The sequence below is a fragment of the Pseudomonas sp. PS02302 genome (assembly GCF_029959585.1).
Lineage (GTDB): Bacteria > Pseudomonadota > Gammaproteobacteria > Pseudomonadales > Pseudomonadaceae > Chryseomonas > Chryseomonas aestiva.
The window spans coordinates 1-19,501 of record NZ_JASCON010000006.1; the positions used below are offsets into that span (position 1 = coordinate 1).

The following is a 19,501-nucleotide window of genomic DNA, read 5'->3' on the forward strand; positions in this document are numbered from 1 at the left end:
CGGCCGCGTCAGATTTGAAAACCCCCCCGGCCCCGCACCCGCGCCGCCCCCCCCCCCCCCGGGGGGGGGGGGCCGCGACGCAGGAGCCGCTCGGTGCCGTGCGGGTCGCTCATCAGGCGCGCGGGGCGAGGCCCAGGCTGGCGAGCTGCTCGTTGCTGCCGCTGCGCTGCAGCAGGCGCGGATCGTCCAGCGGCAGGCTGTGGCCGGTGGCCTGCTGGATGATGGCCTTGAGGCGTGCGCGATCGACGCTGCCGTCCGGGTTGACCGCCTTGTTCAGCTCGCCCGGATCGACCTCGGCGCGCTTGTTGTCCGGCAGGTAGATGGCGCCGGTGGCGAAGTCCACGCCAAAGGCGATCAGGCCGGGAATGATGTAGAACAGCAGGCCGATGGCATCGAGGGCGACGATGCCCGGATCGATCCGGCCACTGCCGGTGATCTGGCCGCGGCGCTCGGGATAGAACAGCGAACCGCAAGCGGTCAGCTGGGTGAACAGGGCTGCGGCGAGGACGCCACATACCGCGCGGGTACGCATCGACATAGACAACCTCCGGTTGGATGAGGCCGCCACTATAACGGCCGGAATCACAGCGGGCGAGACGCTTTAGAGCGACAAACAAAACTACTGCGCGTCTGCCATACAGGCGCGTGCAGTGCTCGGAATCCTCATGTACCACTCGTACACTGCGGTTCCTGCGCGCCGCGCGCACCTGCCTGACAGCCGCTCGCTACATTTTGTTAGCCGCTCTTATACTGCCCGCCCTGTTGAGACCACCGGCCGTGCCCAATGACGCCCTTGCCCATCGATGTTGTCCTGCGCGAGCTGCGCCAGGCCCTCGCCCACCGCGATGACTGCGTGCTGGAAGCGCCGCCGGGGGCCGGCAAGACCACCCGCGTGCCCCTGGCGCTGTTGCATGAGCCCTGGCTGGCCGGTCAGCGCATCCTGCTGCTGGAGCCGCGCCGGCTGGCGGCGCGTGCCGCCGCCGAGCGCCTGGCCGCGGAGCTGGGCGAAGGCGTTGGCGAGACGGTGGGCTATCGCATCCGCCTGGAAAGTCGGGTGGGTCCGCGCACCCGCATCGAGGTGGTCACCGAGGGCATCCTCACCCGACGGCTGCAGGACGATCCGGCGCTGGAGGGCGTCGGCCTGGTGATCTTCGACGAATTCCACGAGCGCAGCCTGGACGCCGACCTGGCCCTGGCGCTGACCCTGAGCGGCCGCGAACTGCTGCGTGACACCCCGCTCAAGCTGCTGGTGATGTCGGCCACTCTGGAAGGCGAACGCCTGGCTGCCTTGCTGGGCGGAGCGCCGGTGGTGCGCAGCGAGGGGCGCATGTTTCCGGTGACGACCCGCTGGAGCCGACCGCTCGGCCAGGACGAGCGCCTGGAGGCGCGGGTGGCCGCCACGGTGCTGCAGGCACTGGACGAGGAAACCGGCAGCCTGCTGGTCTTTCTGCCCGGCCAGGCGGAGATCCGCCGCACCGCCGAGCGCCTGGCGGAGCAACTGCCCGCGGGGGTATTGCTCTGTCCGCTGCACGGCGAGCTGGAGCTGGCCGCTCAGCGCGCGGCCATCGAGCCGGCGCCGGCGGGGACGCGCAAGGTGGTGCTGGCCACCAACATCGCCGAGACCAGCCTGACCATCGAAGGGGTGCGGGTGGTGGTGGACGCGGGTCTGGCGCGCGTGCCGGCTTTCGATCCCGGCAGCGGCATGACCCGCCTGACCACCCGCCGCATCTCCCGTGCCTCGGCGACCCAGCGCCAGGGCCGCGCCGGCCGCCTGGAACCGGGGGTCTGCTATCGACTCTGGTCGGAAGAGCTGCATCAGCAGCTGCCGGCCTATGACAGCGCCGAGATCCTCCAGGCCGACCTGGCCGGTCTGGCCCTGCAACTGGCGCGCTGGGGCATGAACGCGGAAGAGCTGGCCTGGCTCGATCCCCCGCCCGCCGCCGCCCTGGCCCAGGCGCGCGATCTGCTGCTGCGGCTGGGCGCCCTGGACGAGCAAGGCGCGCTCACGCCTCACGGCCAGGCCATGAGCGGCCTGCCGGCCCATCCGCGGCTGGCCCACCTGCTGTTGCGCGGTCAGGCCTGGGGCCTGGCCGAGCGCGCCTGCGAGATCGCCGCGCTGCTGGGCGAGCGCGACCTGACCCCGGGGCAGGGCGCCGATCTGCACACCCGTCTCCTGCTGCTGGCCGGCGAAGGCCGGGGTCCGCGCGGCGGCGTGGCGCGCATTCGTCAGCTGATCCGCCAGTATCGCGGCCTGTTGCGCGGCCCGGCCGGGCAGCCGGTGGCCGATCCCGAGCATCCGCGCTGGACCGGGGCGCTGCTGGCCTGCGCCTATCCGGATCGCATCGCCCAGCAGCGCAAGGCCGGCGGCCAGGACTATCGCCTGGCCAATGGCCGGGCCGCCAGCTTTGGCGAGCCGGATGGGCTGATGAAATCGCCCTGGCTGGTGGTGGCCGACCTGGGCAGTCGCCAGGGACAGCGCGAAGAGCGCATCTACCTCGCCGCCGAACTGGATCCGGCGCTGTTCGAAGGGCCGCTGACCGAGCAGGTGGTGAGTCACGACGAACTGGACTGGGATGAACGCGAGGGGGTGCTGCGTGCGGAACGCCAGCGGCGGATCGGCCAACTGGTGCTGAGTCGCGAGCCGCTGAAGAATCTGGACGCCGCCGCCCGCAGCCGGGCGCTGCTCGGGCTGGTGCGGCGCAAGGGCCTGGAGTTGCTGCCCTGGACGCCGGAGCTGCGCCAGTGGCAGGCGCGGGTGGCGCTGCTGCGCCAGCTGGACCTGCAGCAGAAGCAGACGAGCGACTGGCCGGATGTGAGCGACGCCGCCCTGCTGGTCAGCCTGGAAGACTGGCTGCTGCCCTATCTGGAGCGCGTCACCCGGCTGGCCCATTTCGCCACTCTTGACCTGGCCGCCATGCTGCAGGGCCTGCTGCCCTGGCCGCTGCCGCGGCAACTGGACGAGCTGGCGCCGCGCAGCCTGGCGGTGCCCTCCGGCTCCAGCATCCGCCTGGACTACAGCGAGCAGCCGCCGGTGCTGGCGGTACGGCTGCAGGAGCTGTTCGGCCTGGCCGACACCCCGCGTCTCGCCGGTGGACGACTGGCGGTCAAGCTGCACCTGCTCTCGCCCGCGCGGCGACCGGTGCAGGTCACCCAGGACCTGGCCAGTTTCTGGGCCAATACCTACGGCGAGGTAAAGAAGGATCTCAAGGGTCGCTATCCCAAGCACTACTGGCCGGACGATCCCTTGATCGCCGAACCCACGGCGCGAGCCAAGCCGCGGGGGACGTGAAGTAAACCCCGGAGCGGGCAAAAACGTGGGGCGCAGCCGCCTGGGTGCTCTGGCGCTCCCAAACGCTCAACCGTTGCTGCCGGCCGGACGCTTTCGCAGATGATTGGTGGGCAGGGCCGTGGTGTATTTCACCTGGCTCAGGGCAAAGCTCGATCTGATGCTGGCCACGACGGGGATCGACGTCAGGCAGTCGAGCAGGAGCGTCTGGTATTTGCTCAGGTCTTCGCTCACCACCCGCAACATGAAGTCCGCCTCGCCGCTCATGAGGTAGCACTCCATCACTTCCGGGCGCTCCTTGATCGCATTGGTGAAGATCTCCAGGGACTGCTTGTCCTGAAGCTTGAGCGACACATGCACGAAGACGTTGATGGCCAGGTTGAGCGCTGCCGGATCGACCAGCGTCACGGCGCCACGCAAGACGCCACGCTCCTTCATTTCCGCGACGCGGCGCCAGCAGGGCGAAGCGGAAAGGCCCACGATGTCGGCCAGCTCCGCATTGCTGAGCTCCGCATTTTCCTGAAGCGCATCGAGGATACGCAGGCTGGCCTCATCGAGCGTCGCTCGGCTCATGGTAAGATTTTCCTATGCTGTTCATTTTGTGGGTAGAACTTACCCATATTCTATTTTTAGAGGAACAGATAGGTGCGTTTTTTCGCTGGTATCGCCGCATCATGACCCTAGGCAATCTGCTTGCGACAGGGTGGCACCATGAGCGTTTCAATCCAGCATCTGGCGAAAAGCCGCATCAAGGGCCGGGGCATCTCCTCCACCTACCTGTGCCTGGGCCTCATGGTGCTGCTGTGGGGCAGTAGCTGGCCGGTGACGAAGCTTGCCCTGCACAGCGTGCCGCCGCTCTGGCTGGCGACCCTCAGATTCGCCAGTGCCGCGCTCTGCCTGTTCGCCTATCTCGGCGTGCGCGGGCAACTCAGGCGGCCCACCCGGCAGGACCTGCCCATCGTCGCCAGCGTGGGCCTGTTGCAGATGATGACCTTTACCGGACTCGGCATGGTGGCGATGGTGCATGTCGACACCAGCAAGGCCGTGCTCCTGGCCTACACCACGCCGCTGTGGTGCGTGGTCGTGGCCTGGGTGCTGTTTCGTGAAGCGCCGACCCGGCTGCAGCTTGCCGGGCTGCTGGTGGGGATGGCGGGCGTCGTCGCGGTCTGCTCCCCTGGAGAGCTCGACTGGACGCAGCAGGACACCCTCGTGGGGGCGGCCTTCCTGCTGCTGGCGGCGGTGAGCTGGGCATTCGTCATCCTGCATGTGAAGCGCCACCGCTGGGTAACCCCGGCCCTGCTCCTGGCGCCCTGGCAGATGCTGTTGGCCACCATCCCCCTGGCGATTGCCGCCTACCTCGTCGAGGGGCCGCCGATCGCCATCGTCTGGGATCGAACGCTGGTCGAGGCGCTGTTGTTCATCGGTCCGATCGCGACGTCGGCCTGCTTCGTCATCTCGGCGGAGCATGGGCGGAGGATCTCCACGTTCGGCATGTCGAATTTCACTCTGGGGGTGCCGCTCGTGGGTACCGCCTTCTCCTGTCTGGCGTTTGGCGCGACCGTCTCCCCGCTGTTTCTCGCAGGGCTCGGTCTGGTGATCCTGGGGGTCGGGGTGTCGGCCCTGGCTACGCGGACCGGGCGTCGCTAGCGGGGTGTCTCCGCAGTCGCCAGCACATCGTTGGCTGGACGCCTGCGGCCACGCAGCCAGGGAGCCCCAGCGACTCTACAGGGTCACTGGGTCTGCCAGGCCTTCTGCAGGTTGGACCAGAAGGCCCCGCCATCCTTGAAGGGTACGTTTGCCGCGCCAAAGTCATAGCTGTTCAGGGTGTTCTTGGCGGGTACCGGCATCCGGCTCCAGCTGATCAGCGGCTGGCTGCGCCCCATGTCGTTGGTAGCATCGGGGGAGTGGTCGGCGAAGCCCTTGTAGGCCGCATGATAGGTGACCTTGGGATGGACGCCCTGGGCAAGATAACCGCTGCGGCCGCGCCAGACGGGGGGATTGAAATTCACCTGGTATTTGCCGTGGGTGGAATAGTCTATCTTCAATATGGGCGAGCCGACTTTGCACTCATTGGTCCAGACGACGATATCTTCCCAGTCATGGCGATGACCGCCGGCGGCGCCCAGATAGTTCGGCGGCTGATCCTTGGGGAAATACCAGGAATACAGGATCGCGCAGTGTTTGAAGTATTCGGCCATGCGCGAATAGACCTGACCGTTGGTGCCGCGACAATGCCCATCCGGAGCGCCCGAAGGATGCAGGCCGCCACTGACATTGCCCGCGGAATCCACCGCCGGATAGTTGTTGCAGGAGTCCGGACCGTCGGCAATCATCGGCTGATAGTAGTATTCGACGGCGGTGGCGTCGGCACGGATCTGTTGTACCTGATCGTGGTTGATAACGGCGGCGAATACGGGTGACGTCAGGCAGAGTGTCGTGGATACCATCAATAGCGAGATCTTACTGCTCATGAAGAATCTCTCCGCTAAGTAGTAGGGCTGGCGTTCATTCGAAGATGGGGTGCTTGCCGAAAGTTGCTGTATCGGCAACCAAGTCGAACCTGGTCAGCTGGGATTTTCCCTGGCGCGCTTGTTGGTTTTATTTAACGGCGGTGACACTTGAATGGCAGCTGCGGCCGAAGAAAGGGAGCCTTGGCGTAAGGCGACAGCGGGATAACCGATCTGCATGAGTGCAGGTCCTCGAAGCCCTGGCCAGGAATGTACGGATCGAGAGGATTAGGCAAGACCTCCAGACCATCCGGCAACGAAGGCGCCAGGCACCGGCGCTAGCATGGCCGCTTCCAACGATGGGAGTGGACCATGAACGAGCACAAGACCCTTTTCATCACCGGGGTGAGCAGCGGCCTGGGCAACGCCCTGGCGCGGGAAGCCCTCGCGGCCGGCCACCGCGTCATCGGCACCGTGCGCCGGGACGCCGATCTTCAGGCCTTCGCCGCCTTGTCGGACCGGGCTCATGGCGTGCTGCTGGATGTCACGGACCAAGCTCGCCTGGCAACCGTGGTGGCCGAGGTTCAGGCAGCCCACGGGCCGGTGGATGTCCTGGTCAACAATGCCGGCTACGGCCATGAGGGCATTCTCGAAGAATCGCCGCTGGAAGAGCTGCGTCAGCAATTCGAGGTCAATGTCTTCGCGGCGGTCGCCGTGACCAAGGCCTTCCTGCCGTCCTTCCGCGAGCGGCGCCGCGGTCATATCATCAACATCACCTCGATGGGTGGCACCATCACCCTGCCGGGTATCTCCTACTATTGCGGCAGCAAGTTTGCCCTCGAAGGCATCTCCGCGGCCCTGGGCCAGGAGTTGGCACCGTTCGGCGTCTGGGTCACCGCCGTGGCGCCCGGCTCCTTTCGCACCGACTGGGCGGGCCGCTCGATGCGTCGCAGCGCCCGCTGCATCGCCGACTACGATGAACAGTTCACGCCGATCCGTGCGGCGCGGGAGGCCAAGAGCGGCAAGCAGCTCGGCGATCCGCGCAAGGCGGCCCAGGCCCTGCTGCAGCTCATCGCCCTGCCGGCACCGCCTGCGCAGTTGCTGCTGGGGAGCGATGCCTTGCAGCTGGTGTGCGAACGTCTGGCCACGGCCAGTCGGGAGATCGAGCGCTGGGAGGCCCTGACCCTTTCCACCGATGGCTGACGCGGAGGCCCCATGAATCCGAGCGATCCCCTTGCCAGGCGTCTGGTGGCGCTGCTGGGCAGGCTGGCGCCCCAGGAAGGCTACAACCTCAGCGCCCTGGAGGATGTACGCTTTTTGCGTTCGGATCGCCCGCTGACCGGCGTACCCGTGCTCTATGATCCCGGGGTCGTCATCGTCTGCCAGGGTGGCAAGCGCGGCTACTTCGGTGAGCGCGTCTATCAGTACGATGCCCAGCACTACCTGGTGGTCTCCGTGCCCGTGCCCTTCACCATGGAGACCGATGCCAGTCCGGAGGCACCGCTGCTGGCCATCTATCTAAGGCTGGACTTTCGGCTGCTCGGGGACCTGGTGCTGCAGCTCGACAGCGAACTGGGACCGGCGCGGGAAGCGCCCCGCGGGCTCTATGCCTCGCCGATCGATGAACCGCTGCGCGCCTCGACGCTGCGCTTGCTGGAGGCCTTGAGCGTGCCGACGGACGCCCGGCTGCTGGGGCCGGCGCTGCTGCGCGAACTCTACTATCGGATCCTCACCGGCGCCCAGGGCGGATCACTGCGTGCGGCTCTGGATCGCCAGGGTCGTTTCGGCCGCATCGCCCGGTCGTTGCGCACCCTGCACGCCCGCTATGCCGAGCGCCTGGACGTCGCCGCGCTGGCGCAGGAAGCGCGCATGAGTCAGCCCAGCTTCCATCGCCACTTCCGCGACGTTACGGGGACCACGCCCATGCAGTATCTGAAGTCGACCCGTCTGCACCAGGCGCGGCTGTTGATGCTGCGCGACGCCCTCCCGGCGGCGAACGCTGCCTTTGCCGTAGGCTACGAGAGCGCCTCCCAGTTCAGTCGCGAATTCAAGCGGCTGTTCGGCCGGACACCGCTGGCGGAGATCGACTGGATGAAGGCCACCTATGCGTTGCCGGCACCGCCTGCGACGGCGGTCTATGTCTCTTCGCACTAGGGCTGTCCGTCCGAAAAGCCCGGTCGCGATCGCCCCGCCGGAACCAAGCGGCCGCCGCCCCCGGTCTGAATGCAGACGGGCACTGCCTGCCCGCCCAACCGGAGCGACCCCCATGGCCGACAAGACCCTGCACGACCTTTCCAAAGCGATGCGCGATCTGGATTTCTGCATGCTGACCACCGGCACCGGGCGTTTGACCAGCCGGCCGATGAGCAACAACGGCGACGTCGAATACGACGGGGACTCCTGGTTCTATGCCTACGAGGACTCGGCCAAGATCCGCGACATCGAGCAGGATCCGGCGGTGGGGCTGAGCTTCAGCGAGGGCAAGAGTCTGCTCGGCAAGCCTGGCCTCTTCATCGGCATCGAAGGGCATGCCGAGCTGATCCGCGACAAGGCGCAATTCGAGGCGCACTGGACCAAGAGTTTGGACCGCTGGTTTCCCCAGGGCACAGACACGCCCGGCATGATCCTCATCAAGGTGCATGCCGAGCGCGTGCGTTACTGGGATGGGGAGGAGCAGGGCGAGCTGCGCCCCTGAGGTCCTAGAAGCAGGTGGCGAAGGTCTCCACGACCTGCAGACCTTCGTCGACGATGCAGCCCTGGCGCCACTTGTCGAAGGTCAGGCAGGGGTGGGAGGTGCCCAGGGCGATGATGTCGCCGATGGCCAGTGCCGTCCCCGGGGCCACGACCATGAAGGCGTGCTGGTCCATGATGGCGGTGACCGTGCAGCCGCTGACGTCGACGGCGTCGGCAGCGGTCTGGTCCGGTCGGTAGCGGCGCAGTGGCAGCGGCAGGCCGGCATCGTGGGCGATGTCACGTTTGCCCAGCGCCAGGATGGCGAAACCGGGTTCGGGCATGGACTGCACATGCGCCCAGACCTCCAGCGCCGGTTGCAGGCCCTCGTTCAGACCGGTGCGGGCCAGGACGCCACACTGGGCATCGCGATAGATCCCGTGGTCATGGACCACATAGCTGCCGGGGCGCATGACGGCGAGAAAGCGCTCGCGCACGTCCAGCTGGTCGAAGGCGGCGGCGATCAGGTCGTACCAGGCCGACCCCGAGGCGGTGACGATGGGGCGGTCGAGGGCGAAGGCGCCCTGGCCGCGCAATTCCTCCGCCAGGCGCACCAGGGAATCGGCGAAGGCGCGGATGTCGGTGGCCGCCTCGGCGCCGTGGATCACCCCCTCGTAGCCTTCGATGCCGGTCAGGCGCAGCGCCGGTTGTCCGGCGATGGCGCGGGCCAGTTCACGCACCTCGGCTTCGCTGCGGCAACCGCAACGGCCGCCGGGTACGCCGTATTCGATCATCACCTGCAGCGCCAGGCCGCGTGCGCCAAAGAAGGCACCCAGGGCGGTGACCTGGTCGGGATGATCCACCAGGCAATGGAAGTCGAAGTCCGGATCGGCGGTGAGCAATTCGGCGATCAGCGCCATGTTCGGCGCGCCCACCAGCTGATTGGCCATCAGTACCCGGCGCACACCGTGGGCCTGGGCGGCGCGGGTCTGCACCGCGGTGGCCAGGGTCATGCCCCAGGCGCCCGCGGCCAGTTGTCGGTGGAACAGCGCCGGCGCCATGCTGGTCTTGCCGTGGGGCGCCAGTTCGGCGCCGCGCTCGCTAGTGAAGGCCTGCATCCAGGCGATGTTGTGGTCGAGTGCGTCCTGGTGGATGACCAGGGCGGGCAGGGCGATGTCGTTGAGCAGGCTGGCGCCAGGACTGGCGGCGCCTTTCTCGGGGGCATGTAGAGCGGTCATGGATTCTCCTGGCCGCCCAGGCGCTGGGACAGGCGGCGGGCGCTGTCGACCAGCACCTGGCGGTACTCGGCATGGTGGGCCTGGGCGTCGGCGCGGGGCGCCACGATGCACAGGGTGGCGATGCTCAGGCCGCTGGCATCCTGCACCGGGGCGGCGAAGCAGTGGGTGTAGGTGTCGGCGATGCTGTCGAAGGAAAAGAAGCCTGCGGCGCAGGCGCCGCGGATCTCGGCGATGAAGGTCGTCGGGGCCAGGCGGCTGCCGTCGGGCAGGATGAAGTCGTCCGGATCGATCAGGGCGAGGATCTCGGCATCGCTCAGATGACCCAGCAGCAGTCGCCCGGAAGCGGTCCAGGGAATGGGCGCGTCCTCGCCGACATTGGAGGAGATGCGAAAGGCGCGGGCGCCTTCCTTCATCAGCGAGACGGTGTACTTGCGGCCGTTGAGCTGGCACAGCTGGGCGGTTTCGCGGGTCTGGGCGACGATGTCGTCCAGGAGCAGCCCGGCCTCGCGGGCCAGATCGAAGTGGCGCAGGTGCGCCTGGCCGAGAAAGTACAGCTCGCGGCCCAGGTAGACCTGACCGTCGCGGCCCACGGCATCGAGCATGTGCCGCTCCAGCAACAGGCCGACCAGGTCGTAGACGGTGGACTTGGGAATGCCCAGGCCGGCGGCGATCTCGTTGGGTCGCAGCGGCCGACCCACCCGCTTGAGGTGATCGAGGATATCGAAGGCGCGGTCCAGGCCGCGGGCTCTCTGGCGGGTAGGTTCGGTCATGGCTCCGGGTTGTCTCAGTTCTTGGGTTTGTAGGCGATGCAGTCGATCTCGACCTTGCAGTCCACCATCATGGAGGATTGCACGCAGGCGCGCGCCGGGGCGTTGCCGGCGAAGTACTCGGCGAACACCTTGTTGAAGCTCCAGAAGTCGCGCGGATCGTCCAGCCAGACGCCGGCGCGCACCACGTGCTCCAGACCGTAGCCGGCTTCCTGGAGGATGGCGATCAGATTCTGCATGGTCTTGTGGGTCTGGGCGACGATGCCGCCGTCGATGATCTCGCCATGCTCCATGGCCACCTGGCCGGAGACGTGCAGCCAGCCATCGGCTTCCACCGCGCGGGCGAAGGGCAGGGGTTGGCCACCTGCGCCGCGTTCGCCGGCGCCGTATCGAGTGATGCTCATAAGGTTGCTCCTGTTACGGGGGAAGGATTCAGAAAGAGGTCCGGCCGAGGAATTCGGCGAGACGGGTGGAGCGCGGCCGCTCGAACAGCTCGCGGGGCGGCCCCTGCTCCTCGATGCGGCCCTGGCTCATGAAGACGATGCGATCGGACACCTCGTAGGCGAATCTCATCTCGTGGGTTACCAGCAGCATGGTCATGCCGTCCTGGGCCAGGTCCTTGATCACCGCCAGCACCTCGCCGACCAGCTCCGGGTCCAGCGCCGAGGTGGGTTCGTCGAACAGCATCAGACTGGGATTCATGGCGATGGCGCGGGCGATGGCCACCCGCTGCTGCTGCCCGCCGGAAAGCTGGCCGGGATGATAATCGCGGCGCTCGATCAGGCCGACCCGGCGCAGCCACTGCTCGCCGATGGCCACGGCTTCGTCCTTGCCCATCTTCTTGACCTTGCGCAGGCCGAGGGTGACGTTTTCCAGGGCGGTGAGGTGGGGAAACAGGTTGAATTGCTGGAAGGCCATGCCGGTGAGCGAGCGCTGGCGGGCGATCTCGCGCTCCGGCAGGCGCTGGCGGCGACCGCCTTCCTCGCGATAGCCGATGGCCTCGCCGGCCAGCCGGATGCTGCCGCCCTGGAAGTCTTCCAGCAGGTTGACGCAGCGCAGCAGGGTGGTCTTGCCCGAGCCGCTGGAGCCAATCAGGGTGACCACATCGCCGCGATCCAGGGACAGGTCGATGCCCTTGAGCACCTCCACGGTGCCAAAGCTCTTGTGCAGGTCGTCGATGCTCAGCAGGGGGACGTTGGAATCGGTCATGGCAGGGTCACCCGTTTTTCCAGGTAGCGGCCGAGCCGCTCGATGGCGAAGTTGATGAGAAAGAACAGCAGCCCGGCGAACAGATAGAACTGCAGGGTCATGAAGGTGCGGGCGATGACCTGCTGACTGCTCAGGAGCAACTCGGCCACGCCGATCACCGAGAGCAGGGTGGAGGCCTTGACGATCTCGGTGGAGGCGTTGACCCAGGTCGGCAGGATCTGGCGCAGCGCCTGGGGCAGGAGCACCTCCTTGAGACTCTGGGCGAAGGTCAGGCCGATGGCCTTGGCCGCCTCGTGCTGGCCGCGCGGAATGGCCTGCAGGGCGCCGCGGACGATCTCCGCCACATGGGAGCCGCAGAACAGCAGCAGCGCCGCGGTGCCGGCCTGGAAGGGCGTGGGCCGCAGGCCCAGGGCCGGTGCCATGTAGTAGCAGGCCAGCACCAGCACGAACACCGGGGTACCCCGGATCAGGTCGGAATAGACGCGGAACGGCAGGCGCAGCGGCCAGCGACCGTAGGTCAGCGCCAGGCCGCCAAGGGTACCCAGCAGGGTGCCGCCGAGCACCGCCAGCACGGAGCAGGCCAGGGTGGTGGCGAAACCGGCGGCCAGGGTCTGGCGGGCATTCCACAATTCCAGGAACCAGGAGGGGGCTTCGTACACGATCGGGCTCCTAGCGGGTCAGGCTCAGCCGTCGCTCCAGCTGGCGCAGCAGCAGGGCGATGACGTAGCAGGTGAGGATGTAGAGGGCGCTGGTCACCAGCCAGGTCTCGATGACCCGGTAGCTTTCCAGGTTGATCTTGCGCGCCTGGTAGGTCAGTTCCGGCACGGCGATGGCCGCCGCCAGGGAGGTGTCCTTGAACAGCGAGATGAAGCTGTTGGAAAGCGACGGCAGCACGTTGCGCAGCATCACCGGAATGATGACGTAGGCCTTGATCTGCCATTCGCGCAGGCCGATGGCCAGACCGGCCTCGCGCTGGCCCTTGGGAATCGCCATGAGGCCGCCGCGAAACACCTCGGCCAGGTAGGCGCCGGCATAGAGCGCCAGGGTGATCAGAAAGGAGCTGAGCTTGTCCAGGCGGATGCCGATGCTGGGCAGGGCGAAGTACAGCAGCAGGATCAGCACCAGGATCGGGGTGTTGCGCACCAGGGTGACGTAGCCCGCCGCCAGCCAGCGCAGCGCCCGCACCGGTGAGAGCAGGGCGAAGGCCGTGGCCAGGCCGATCAGGCAGCCGATGGCGATGCCCACCAGCGCCAGCTGCAGGCCGAGGGCGAGCCCGGCCAGCAGGTGGTCCAGGTTCTGCCACACGGGGGCGAAGTTGAGGGTGTAGTTCATGCTCGACGTCTACCTAGAGGGCGCGGACGGGCCGCGCCGGGGCCAGGATCACTTGAACTCGACGGGGAAGCCGATCGCCGGGGACGGCAGCTCGACGCCGAACCACTTCTTGAAGGAAGCCTGGTAGGTGGGGAATTCCACACCGGTCATGGCCTCGTGCAGGGCGGTGTTGACGAAGTTCAGCCAGTCCTGGTCGCCGCGCTTGACCGCGCAGGCGTAGGTCTGGGGACTCCAGGCGTAGTCGGGCGAGCGGTAGCGACCGGGATTCTGGGTCATCAGGTACTTGACCGAGGACTGGTCGGTGGCCACGGCGTCGGCGCGGCCGGTGCCCAGGGCCTGGTAGAGCAGGTCGACGCTGTCGTACTGGTCGACCTTGGCGCCGGGCAAGGCCTGGTGCACCAGTTCCTCGGCATAGACGTTCTGCAGCACGGCCACGGTCAGGTCGCTCTTGGCCGCCTTGAGGTCGTCGATCTGCTGGTAGCGGCTGTTGGCCGGCAACAGCAGGGCCACGCCCTCGCGGTAGTAGGGCAGGGTAAAGGCCACCTGCTGGGCGCGGCTGGCGGTCACGGTGATGAACTGGCAGCTGATGTCGACCTTGTCGGTGAGCAGGTTGGGAATGCGCGCATCCGAACCCTGCACGACGAATTCGACCTTTTCCGGATCGTTGAACAGGCCCTTGGCGATGACCTTGGAGATATCGATATCGAAGCCCTGCAACTTGCCGTCGGCGCCCTGGAAGTGCCAGGGGGCGTTGGTGCTGCCGGTACCCACGACCAGATGGCCGCGCTTGAGCACATCGTCCAGCTTGGCCGCCTGGGCGCCGGTCATGGCGACCAGGCCGACCAGCAGCGCCAGCGTTTTCCACCCCTTCGTCTTGCCTGTCATAGTGTCTCTCCGTTTCCGTTATAGCGGAAGTGTGTTCGTAACAACGGAATAGATTGCAGTGACTGTGCCAGCTATTCGCCTGGCGTTGCAAATCAAGGGCTTGGCTTGAGCGGCAGGCAGCGGAGGGTTCTTCCGGTGCCTTGGAGGGCACCGGGAGGTGGCGGAAGGTAACGAAGGCGCACCAGGGCGAGGCGTTACCCGGTAGCGCTCAGGCGGGGGGCGGGAAGCCTGGCCGCAGATCGCCGGCGCGTGGCAGGAAGCGCCCATGGCGTTCGCCAATGACCTGATCCGGGGCGTAGGCGAGGCGGCCATTCACCCAGACGGCGTGGATGCCTTCGGCAGGCCGTTGCGGGTCGCTGAAGTCGGCCACGTCGCGGATGCGCCGGGGATCGAACAGCACCAGGTCGGCCTGGGCGCCCGGCTCGATCAGGCCGCGGCCGCTGAGGCCGAAGCGGGCGGCGGACAGGCCGGTCATCTTGTGCACGGCGGTGTGCAGCGGAAAGAGGCCGAGGTCGCGGCTGAAATGACCCAGCACCCGCGGGAAGGCGCCCCAGAGCCGCGGATGGGGGAAGGGATCCTCGGGCAGGCCGTCGGAGCCGATCATGCTCAGCGGATGAGCGAGGATCAGCTGCACATCGACCTCGCTCATGCCGTAGTAGACGGCGCCCGCCGGTTGCAGGCGACGGGCGGCTTCCTGCAGATCCAGGCCCCAGTCGGCGGCGATGGCGTCCAGGTCGCGGCCGCCGCAGTCGGGATGCGGGGTGGACCAGGTGATGGTGATGCGGTGGCGATCGGTGACCTGCCTGAGATCCAGGGTGGAGGAACTGGCCGCATAGGGATAGCAGTCGCAGCCGACCGGCTGACGGTGGGCGGCCTGCTCCAGGGCGTCGAGCAATTCCGGCGCGCGGCCCCAGTTGTCCACCCCGGCGCACTTGAAGTGGGAGACCACCACCGGCGCCCGTGCCTGCCGACCGATGTCCAGGGCTTCGTCCAGGGCCTCGTGCACCGCGGCGAATTCGCTGCGCAGGTGGGTGGCATAGAGTCCGCCCACGGCGTCCAGCTCCGCGGCCAATTCGGCCACCTCCGCGGTCGGCGCCGCCGCGGCGGAGGCATAGGCCAGCCCGCTGGAAAGCCCCAGGGCGCCAGCCGCCAGGCTTTCACGCAATTCGAGGCGCATGGCGGCGATTTCGGCGGGGGTGGCGGCACGCTGGAGATCGTCCAGATGATTGCTGCGCAACGCCGTGTGGCCGACCAGGGCGGCCACGTTGACGCCGGGCCGCGCCTGCTCCACCGCCGCGCGGTAGGCGGCAAAGGTGGGATAGCCGAAGACCGCGGCCGGGCCGAGCAGATTCAGCGGATCCGGCGGCTCGCCACGCAACCGCACCGGGGCGGCGCTGATCCCGCAGTTGCCCACCACGACGGTGGTCACCCCCTGGCTGAGCTTGGGCAACTGCTGCGGCCGGCGGATGACCATGGTGTCATCGTGGGTATGCACATCGATGAAGCCGGGGGCCAGCACCAGGCCGCTGCCCTCGCGGACCTCCCGTGCCGGTTGCCCGGCCAGTTCGCCCAGCGCCTGGATGCGCTCGCCGGAAATCGCCACGTCGAGTACCCGGCCCGGACGGTCGCGACCATCCAGCACAAGGGCATTGAGAATCACTACATCATGCATGCTAGAGCCATCCTGCGACCGTTGGGGGCCACCTTTCGACCGCCGAGTGGCAAAGGGCCATATAAGCGAACCGGCGGGCCGATAGCGATAGAACTGTTGCAGAATACTTTGTCTACTACGTCACAAATTGGGCGGTACAGCCCGAGTGACCCTTCCTGCCGCCCGTGAGCTCGCCATGAATCTGTTGACCCCTGTCGTAAGTCTAATGAATCGCCTGAGATTCCCTGCCAAATTCGCCTGCCTGGCGGCCATCGTCCTGGTGCCCCTGATCTTCCTCAGTGTCTACCTCTATCAGGATATTCAGGAACAGCGCGTCAGCCTGGTCCAGGAAATTGACGGTCAGCGCTATCTGACGCAACTGACCCCGGTCGCCCGCCTGAGCATGTTGCAGCGCGCCCTGACCAAGCGGCTCCAGGATGGCGATGCTTCCGCCCAGCAGGACTGGCAGAACAACCGTGACAACCTGCTCAAGGCCTATGACGATCTGGGCCGACTGGATCGCGAACTCGGCACCCAGCTGGAAACCGGAGATCGCCTGAGCCAGTTGCGGCGGGGCGCCGAGCGTCTGCTGCAGGGGACCTCGGGCAGCGCGCTGGAGGTGTTCGAGGCCTGGAACGAGCAACTGACCCAGACCCTGAACCTCTTCTATTACGTCTCGGCCACCTCCGGCCTGGCGCTGGACTCGGATTACACCAGTCTCTTTCTCATCGACATCACCTCCGTGCGCCTGCCGCGGGAAATCAACCTCATCGGCCAACTGCGTGGCCTGGCCTTTGGCCTGAGCGCCAATAATCGCTTCGATCCCGCTAGTCTGAATCTGGCGCGCAGCGTGGTGAGCCAGGAACGGCAGAGCGCCGACGAACTGGAGCAGGGTCTCAGACTCCTGGCGCGTCAGGCGCCGGAGCTGGCCCAGCGCCTCAAGGGCTCCCTGGCCCAGGCGGCGGACGACTATGCCAACTTCCGCCAGGGCATGCAGGCGGCCATGACCAATGAGGGTACGGTCTCCGGGCGCGCCCTGGGTACCCAGGGCAATGCCGTGGTCGCCCGCTACTACAAGGTGCAGGAAGAGGCGCAGGGCCAGCTCTCCCAGTTGCTGGCCGAGCGACTGGTCCATGCCACCACGCTGCGTAATCTGGTGGTGGGCCTGATCCTGGGTGCCCTGCTGCTGCTGTGCTATACCTTCGCCGGTATCTACCGGGCCATGCGCCAAGGGATCGCCGAACTGGTCGGGGTGACCGCCGCCGCCGCCCAGGGCGATCTGAGTCGCCGCGCCGCCCTGCGCGGACGTGACGAGATCGCCGACATCGGCCGTAGCCTGGACGCGATGCTGGAGGCCTTCGGCCGCTCGCTGCGTGAGGTCGATCAGGCCTCCAACGCGGTGGCCGAGGCCTCGGGATCCCTGGCCGGCTCCATCGGCCAGGCGCGTTCGACCATGCAGACGCAGCAGGGCGAAACCGATCAGGTGGCCACCGCCATCACCGAGATGACCGCCAGCGTGGCGGATGTCGCCAACAACACCGAAGGCGCCGTGGCCGCCGCCCAGCAGGCCGATCAGGCCACCCGGGAAGGCACCCGGGTGATGCAGCAGACGCAACAGGCCATCGAGGCCCTGGCCGCCGAGGTGGACCTCAGCGCCACCAAGGTCGCGGCCCTGGAAAGCCACAGCCAGGCCATCGGCGGGGTCATCGCGGTGATCCGCACCATCGCCGAGCAGACCAACCTGCTGGCGCTCAACGCCGCCATCGAGGCCGCCCGGGCCGGCGAGCAGGGCCGCGGCTTCGCCGTGGTGGCCGACGAGGTCCGCACCCTGGCCTCGCGCACCCAGACCTCCACCGAGGAAATCCGCCGCATTATCGAGCAGTTGCAGGCCGCCACCGGCGAAGCCGTCGGGCAGATGCAGGCCAGTCGCGGCCATGCCCTGACCGGCGTCGCGGCGGCCGAGCAGGCCAGCGTCAGCCTGACCAGCATCGGCGCCGCCGTGGAGCGCATCGTCGACGTCAACGTGCAGATCGCCAGCGCCGCGGAACAGCAGGCCGCGGTCTCCGAAGATATCAACCGCAACACCACCGGCATTCGCGCCAGCACCCTGCAGGTCCTGAGCGGGATCGAAGCCGATGCCGGCACCGCCGAGCGTCTCGCCGGTCTCTCCCAGGACCTGCGCGGCATCGTCTCGCGCTTTCGCCTCAGCGCCTGAGGGCGCCGCTCATCGGCGGGGGTTAGGTCGGACTTTACAACACGGCGGCTGCGGATGACTGTATAAATAGACAGTTATCCGCAGGAGCGCCTCGTCATGTCCGTTACCGTCCTGGGTTACCTGGAGTCGTCCGAGACCCGGCTGCCACTCTATGATTTTCGCCTGCCGTGCGGCTTTCCCTCGCCGGCCCAGGATCATCTGGAGCGCCAGGTCTCGCTGGACGAACTGGTCGACCTGCGCGCGCCCCACACCTATGTCATCCAGGTCAGCGGCGACAGCATGACCGGCGCCGGGATCTTTGCCGGCGATCTGGTGATCGTCGATCGCGCCCGGCCGGCACGGGTCGGCGACATCGTGGTGGCAGTGCGCGATCGCGAACCCACGCTCAAGCGCCTTGGCCGGCGCGGCGCCCATTTCGTCCTGCTGGCGGAAAATCCCGCCTATGCGCCCCTGGTCATCGGCGAGCGCGACGACTTCGAGGTCTGGGGCGTCGCCACCCACAGCCTGAGGCGTTTCGGCCATGGCTGAGTCGGTGCTGGCGCTGATCGACTGCAACGCCTTCTATTGCAGTTGCGAGCGGGTCTTCCGCCCCGACCTCGCGCAGCGGCCGGTGGTGGTGCTGTCCAACAACGACGGCTGCGTGATCGCCCGCTCGGCCGAGGCCAAGCGCCTGGGCATCGCCATGGCCGCGCCCTGGTTCCAGGTGCGCGAACTGGCCCGGCGCGGCGAGGTCGAGGCCTTCAGTTCCAACTACGCCCTCTATGGCGATCTCAGCGATCGGGTGATGCGCACCCTGGCGACCCTGGTGCCGCGCCTGGAGCGCTACAGCATCGACGAGGTGTTCGCCGATCTGGCCGGCCTGCCCGAACCGCTGGATGCCCTCGGCCAGCGCCTGCAGGCGCGGGTGCAGAAGTGGACGGGTATCCCGGTCAGCGTCGGCATCGCCGGCACCAAGACCCTGGCCAAGCTGGCCAATGCCGCCGCCAAGCGCTGGCCGGCGCGCACCGGCGGGGTGCTGGATCTGCGCGACCCGGCGGTGCACGACTGGGTGCTCAAGCATTCGCCCATCGAAGACGTCTGGGGGGTCGGCCGGCGCCTGGCCGCGCGCCTGCGCGGGGAGGGCGTCAGCACCGCCTGGGAGTTGGCCGGGCAGGACGCCTGGTCGCTGCGCCAGCGCTATAGCGTGGTGCTGGAAAAGACCGCACGGGAATTGCGCGGACTGGCCTGCCTGAGCCTGGAGGAACTGGAAGCGCCACGGCAGACGATCTGCAGCAGTCGCATGTTCGGTCGCCGCCAGTACCAGTTCGGCGCCCTGGCCGAGGCGGTGGCCAGCTACACCGCCCGCGCCGCGGAAAAGCTGCGCGCCCAGGGCTCCCTCTGCCGCACCCTGAGGGTCAGTATCCAGACCGGCATGCACGGCGCCGACGAGGGCCGCTACGCCAATGCCGCCCTGCTCAACCTGCCGGCGCCCAGCGACGACACCCGGGTGCTCAATGACCAGGCCCAGGCGGGTCTGCGCGAGATCTTTCGCGACGGCTTCGGCTATGCCAAGGCGGAGGTGCTGCTGCTCGATCTCTGCGGCCGTGGCGAGGTGGCGGCGGATCTCTTCGCCGCCGCCCCGGATCCGGCCGCTGCCCGGCTGATGGCGACCCTGGACGCCATCAACGGCCGGTTCGGTCGCGAGACCCTGAGACCGGCGCGGATTCCACGCGATCCCGCCTGGCAGATGCGCCGCGATCTGCTCAGCCCGCGCTACACCACCCGGCTCGATGAACTCTGGACGGTGGGCTGAGCGGCCAGC

Annotated in this window: 19 protein-coding genes and 1 other RNA gene; 9 read left to right on the top strand and 11 right to left on the bottom strand. The window is 67.6% G+C overall.

From position 1 onward, the window contains the following. Positions 1-112: 112 nt before the first annotated feature. Positions 113-538, bottom strand: a complete 426-nt coding sequence (locus QMX82_RS03460) for a hypothetical protein (protein ID WP_027598502.1) — start codon at positions 536-538, stop codon at positions 113-115. Between the two features lie 127 nt (positions 539-665). Between QMX82_RS03460 and QMX82_RS03465 the strand changes: the two genes are divergently transcribed. Then, positions 666-741: non-coding RNA, sX9 sRNA (locus QMX82_RS03465), on the top strand. 43 nt (positions 742-784) lie between these two features. After that, the gene (gene hrpB / locus QMX82_RS03470; RefSeq protein ID WP_282281270.1) at positions 785-3,289 is read left to right on the top strand and encodes an ATP-dependent helicase HrpB; all 2,505 of its coding nucleotides are present in this window, start codon (positions 785-787) and stop codon (positions 3,287-3,289) included. 66 nt (positions 3,290-3,355) lie between these two features. On the opposite strand, the gene QMX82_RS03475 is transcribed toward hrpB, so the two are convergent. Then, positions 3,356-3,859: an Lrp/AsnC family transcriptional regulator gene (locus QMX82_RS03475; protein ID WP_133862081.1), complete on the bottom strand. Its 504-nt coding sequence runs from the start codon at positions 3,857-3,859 to the stop codon at positions 3,356-3,358. A 138-nt stretch (positions 3,860-3,997) separates the two neighbouring features. Between QMX82_RS03475 and QMX82_RS03480 the strand changes: the two genes are divergently transcribed. Beyond that, the gene (locus QMX82_RS03480; RefSeq protein WP_282281271.1) at positions 3,998-4,933 is read left to right on the top strand and encodes a DMT family transporter; all 936 of its coding nucleotides are present in this window, start codon (positions 3,998-4,000) and stop codon (positions 4,931-4,933) included. Between the two features lie 83 nt (positions 4,934-5,016). Here QMX82_RS03480 and QMX82_RS03485 read toward each other — a convergent pair whose 3' ends face one another. Beyond that, positions 5,017-5,757: an NPP1 family protein gene (locus QMX82_RS03485; protein ID WP_282281272.1), complete on the bottom strand. Its 741-nt coding sequence runs from the start codon at positions 5,755-5,757 to the stop codon at positions 5,017-5,019. A 348-nt stretch (positions 5,758-6,105) separates the two neighbouring features. Between QMX82_RS03485 and QMX82_RS03490 the strand changes: the two genes are divergently transcribed. The 3 genes from QMX82_RS03490 to QMX82_RS03500 all read left to right on the top strand — a co-directional run bounded on the left by QMX82_RS03490 (position 6,106) and on the right by QMX82_RS03500 (position 8,428). Further along, a complete protein-coding gene (locus QMX82_RS03490) occupies positions 6,106-6,936 on the top strand; it encodes an oxidoreductase (RefSeq protein WP_282281273.1) in 831 nt (276 codons plus the stop codon). 12 nt (positions 6,937-6,948) lie between these two features. After that, positions 6,949-7,887 (top strand): AraC family transcriptional regulator, encoded by a 939-nt coding sequence (locus QMX82_RS03495; RefSeq protein WP_282281274.1) that lies wholly within the window; start codon positions 6,949-6,951, stop codon positions 7,885-7,887. 112 nt (positions 7,888-7,999) lie between these two features. After that, positions 8,000-8,428 carry a pyridoxamine 5'-phosphate oxidase family protein gene (locus tag QMX82_RS03500; RefSeq protein WP_133862076.1) on the top strand — a complete coding sequence of 143 codons (429 nt, stop codon included), beginning with the start codon at positions 8,000-8,002 and terminating at the stop codon, positions 8,426-8,428. A gap of 4 nt (positions 8,429-8,432) precedes the next feature. On the opposite strand, the gene QMX82_RS03505 is transcribed toward QMX82_RS03500, so the two are convergent. From QMX82_RS03505 to QMX82_RS03540, 8 genes are all read right to left on the bottom strand, one after another. Then, a complete protein-coding gene (locus QMX82_RS03505) occupies positions 8,433-9,641 on the bottom strand; it encodes an amino acid deaminase (RefSeq protein WP_282281275.1) in 1,209 nt (402 codons plus the stop codon). Continuing rightward, positions 9,638-10,411: an IclR family transcriptional regulator gene (locus QMX82_RS03510; RefSeq protein ID WP_208694110.1), complete on the bottom strand. Its 774-nt coding sequence runs from the start codon at positions 10,409-10,411 to the stop codon at positions 9,638-9,640. Before QMX82_RS03510 ends, QMX82_RS03505 begins: the two co-directional genes overlap by 4 nt. A gap of 14 nt (positions 10,412-10,425) precedes the next feature. Next, a complete protein-coding gene (locus QMX82_RS03515; RefSeq protein WP_133862073.1) occupies positions 10,426-10,812 on the bottom strand; it encodes a RidA family protein in 387 nt (128 codons plus the stop codon). A 28-nt stretch (positions 10,813-10,840) separates the two neighbouring features. After that, positions 10,841-11,617 (bottom strand): amino acid ABC transporter ATP-binding protein, encoded by a 777-nt coding sequence (locus QMX82_RS03520; RefSeq protein WP_133862072.1) that lies wholly within the window; start codon positions 11,615-11,617, stop codon positions 10,841-10,843. Beyond that, positions 11,614-12,276: an amino acid ABC transporter permease gene (locus tag QMX82_RS03525; protein WP_133862071.1), complete on the bottom strand. Its 663-nt coding sequence runs from the start codon at positions 12,274-12,276 to the stop codon at positions 11,614-11,616. Before QMX82_RS03525 ends, QMX82_RS03520 begins: the two co-directional genes overlap by 4 nt. A 10-nt stretch (positions 12,277-12,286) precedes the next feature. Next, positions 12,287-12,949, bottom strand: a complete 663-nt coding sequence (locus QMX82_RS03530) for an amino acid ABC transporter permease (RefSeq protein WP_133862070.1) — start codon at positions 12,947-12,949, stop codon at positions 12,287-12,289. A 48-nt stretch (positions 12,950-12,997) separates the two neighbouring features. Further along, complete coding sequence (locus QMX82_RS03535) at positions 12,998-13,777, bottom strand: transporter substrate-binding domain-containing protein (RefSeq protein WP_236712125.1); 780 nt, start codon at positions 13,775-13,777, stop codon at positions 12,998-13,000. Positions 13,778-14,042: 265 nt separating this feature from the next. Further along, positions 14,043-15,506, bottom strand: a complete 1,464-nt coding sequence (locus tag QMX82_RS03540) for an N-acyl-D-amino-acid deacylase family protein (RefSeq protein WP_282281276.1) — start codon at positions 15,504-15,506, stop codon at positions 14,043-14,045. A 175-nt stretch (positions 15,507-15,681) separates the two neighbouring features. Between QMX82_RS03540 and QMX82_RS03545 the strand changes: the two genes are divergently transcribed. The 3 genes from QMX82_RS03545 to QMX82_RS03555 all read left to right on the top strand — a co-directional run bounded on the left by QMX82_RS03545 (position 15,682) and on the right by QMX82_RS03555 (position 19,492). Then, the gene (locus QMX82_RS03545) at positions 15,682-17,700 is read left to right on the top strand and encodes a methyl-accepting chemotaxis protein (RefSeq protein ID WP_282281277.1); all 2,019 of its coding nucleotides are present in this window, start codon (positions 15,682-15,684) and stop codon (positions 17,698-17,700) included. Between the two features lie 96 nt (positions 17,701-17,796). Beyond that, positions 17,797-18,228, top strand: coding sequence for a LexA family protein (locus tag QMX82_RS03550; protein WP_282281278.1), 432 nt, complete (start codon positions 17,797-17,799; stop codon positions 18,226-18,228). Further along, entirely contained in the window at positions 18,221-19,492 is a 1,272-nt protein-coding gene (locus QMX82_RS03555; RefSeq protein ID WP_282281279.1) for a Y-family DNA polymerase, read from the top strand. Before QMX82_RS03550 ends, QMX82_RS03555 begins: the two co-directional genes overlap by 8 nt. The last annotated feature ends 9 nt before the right edge of the window (positions 19,493-19,501 follow it).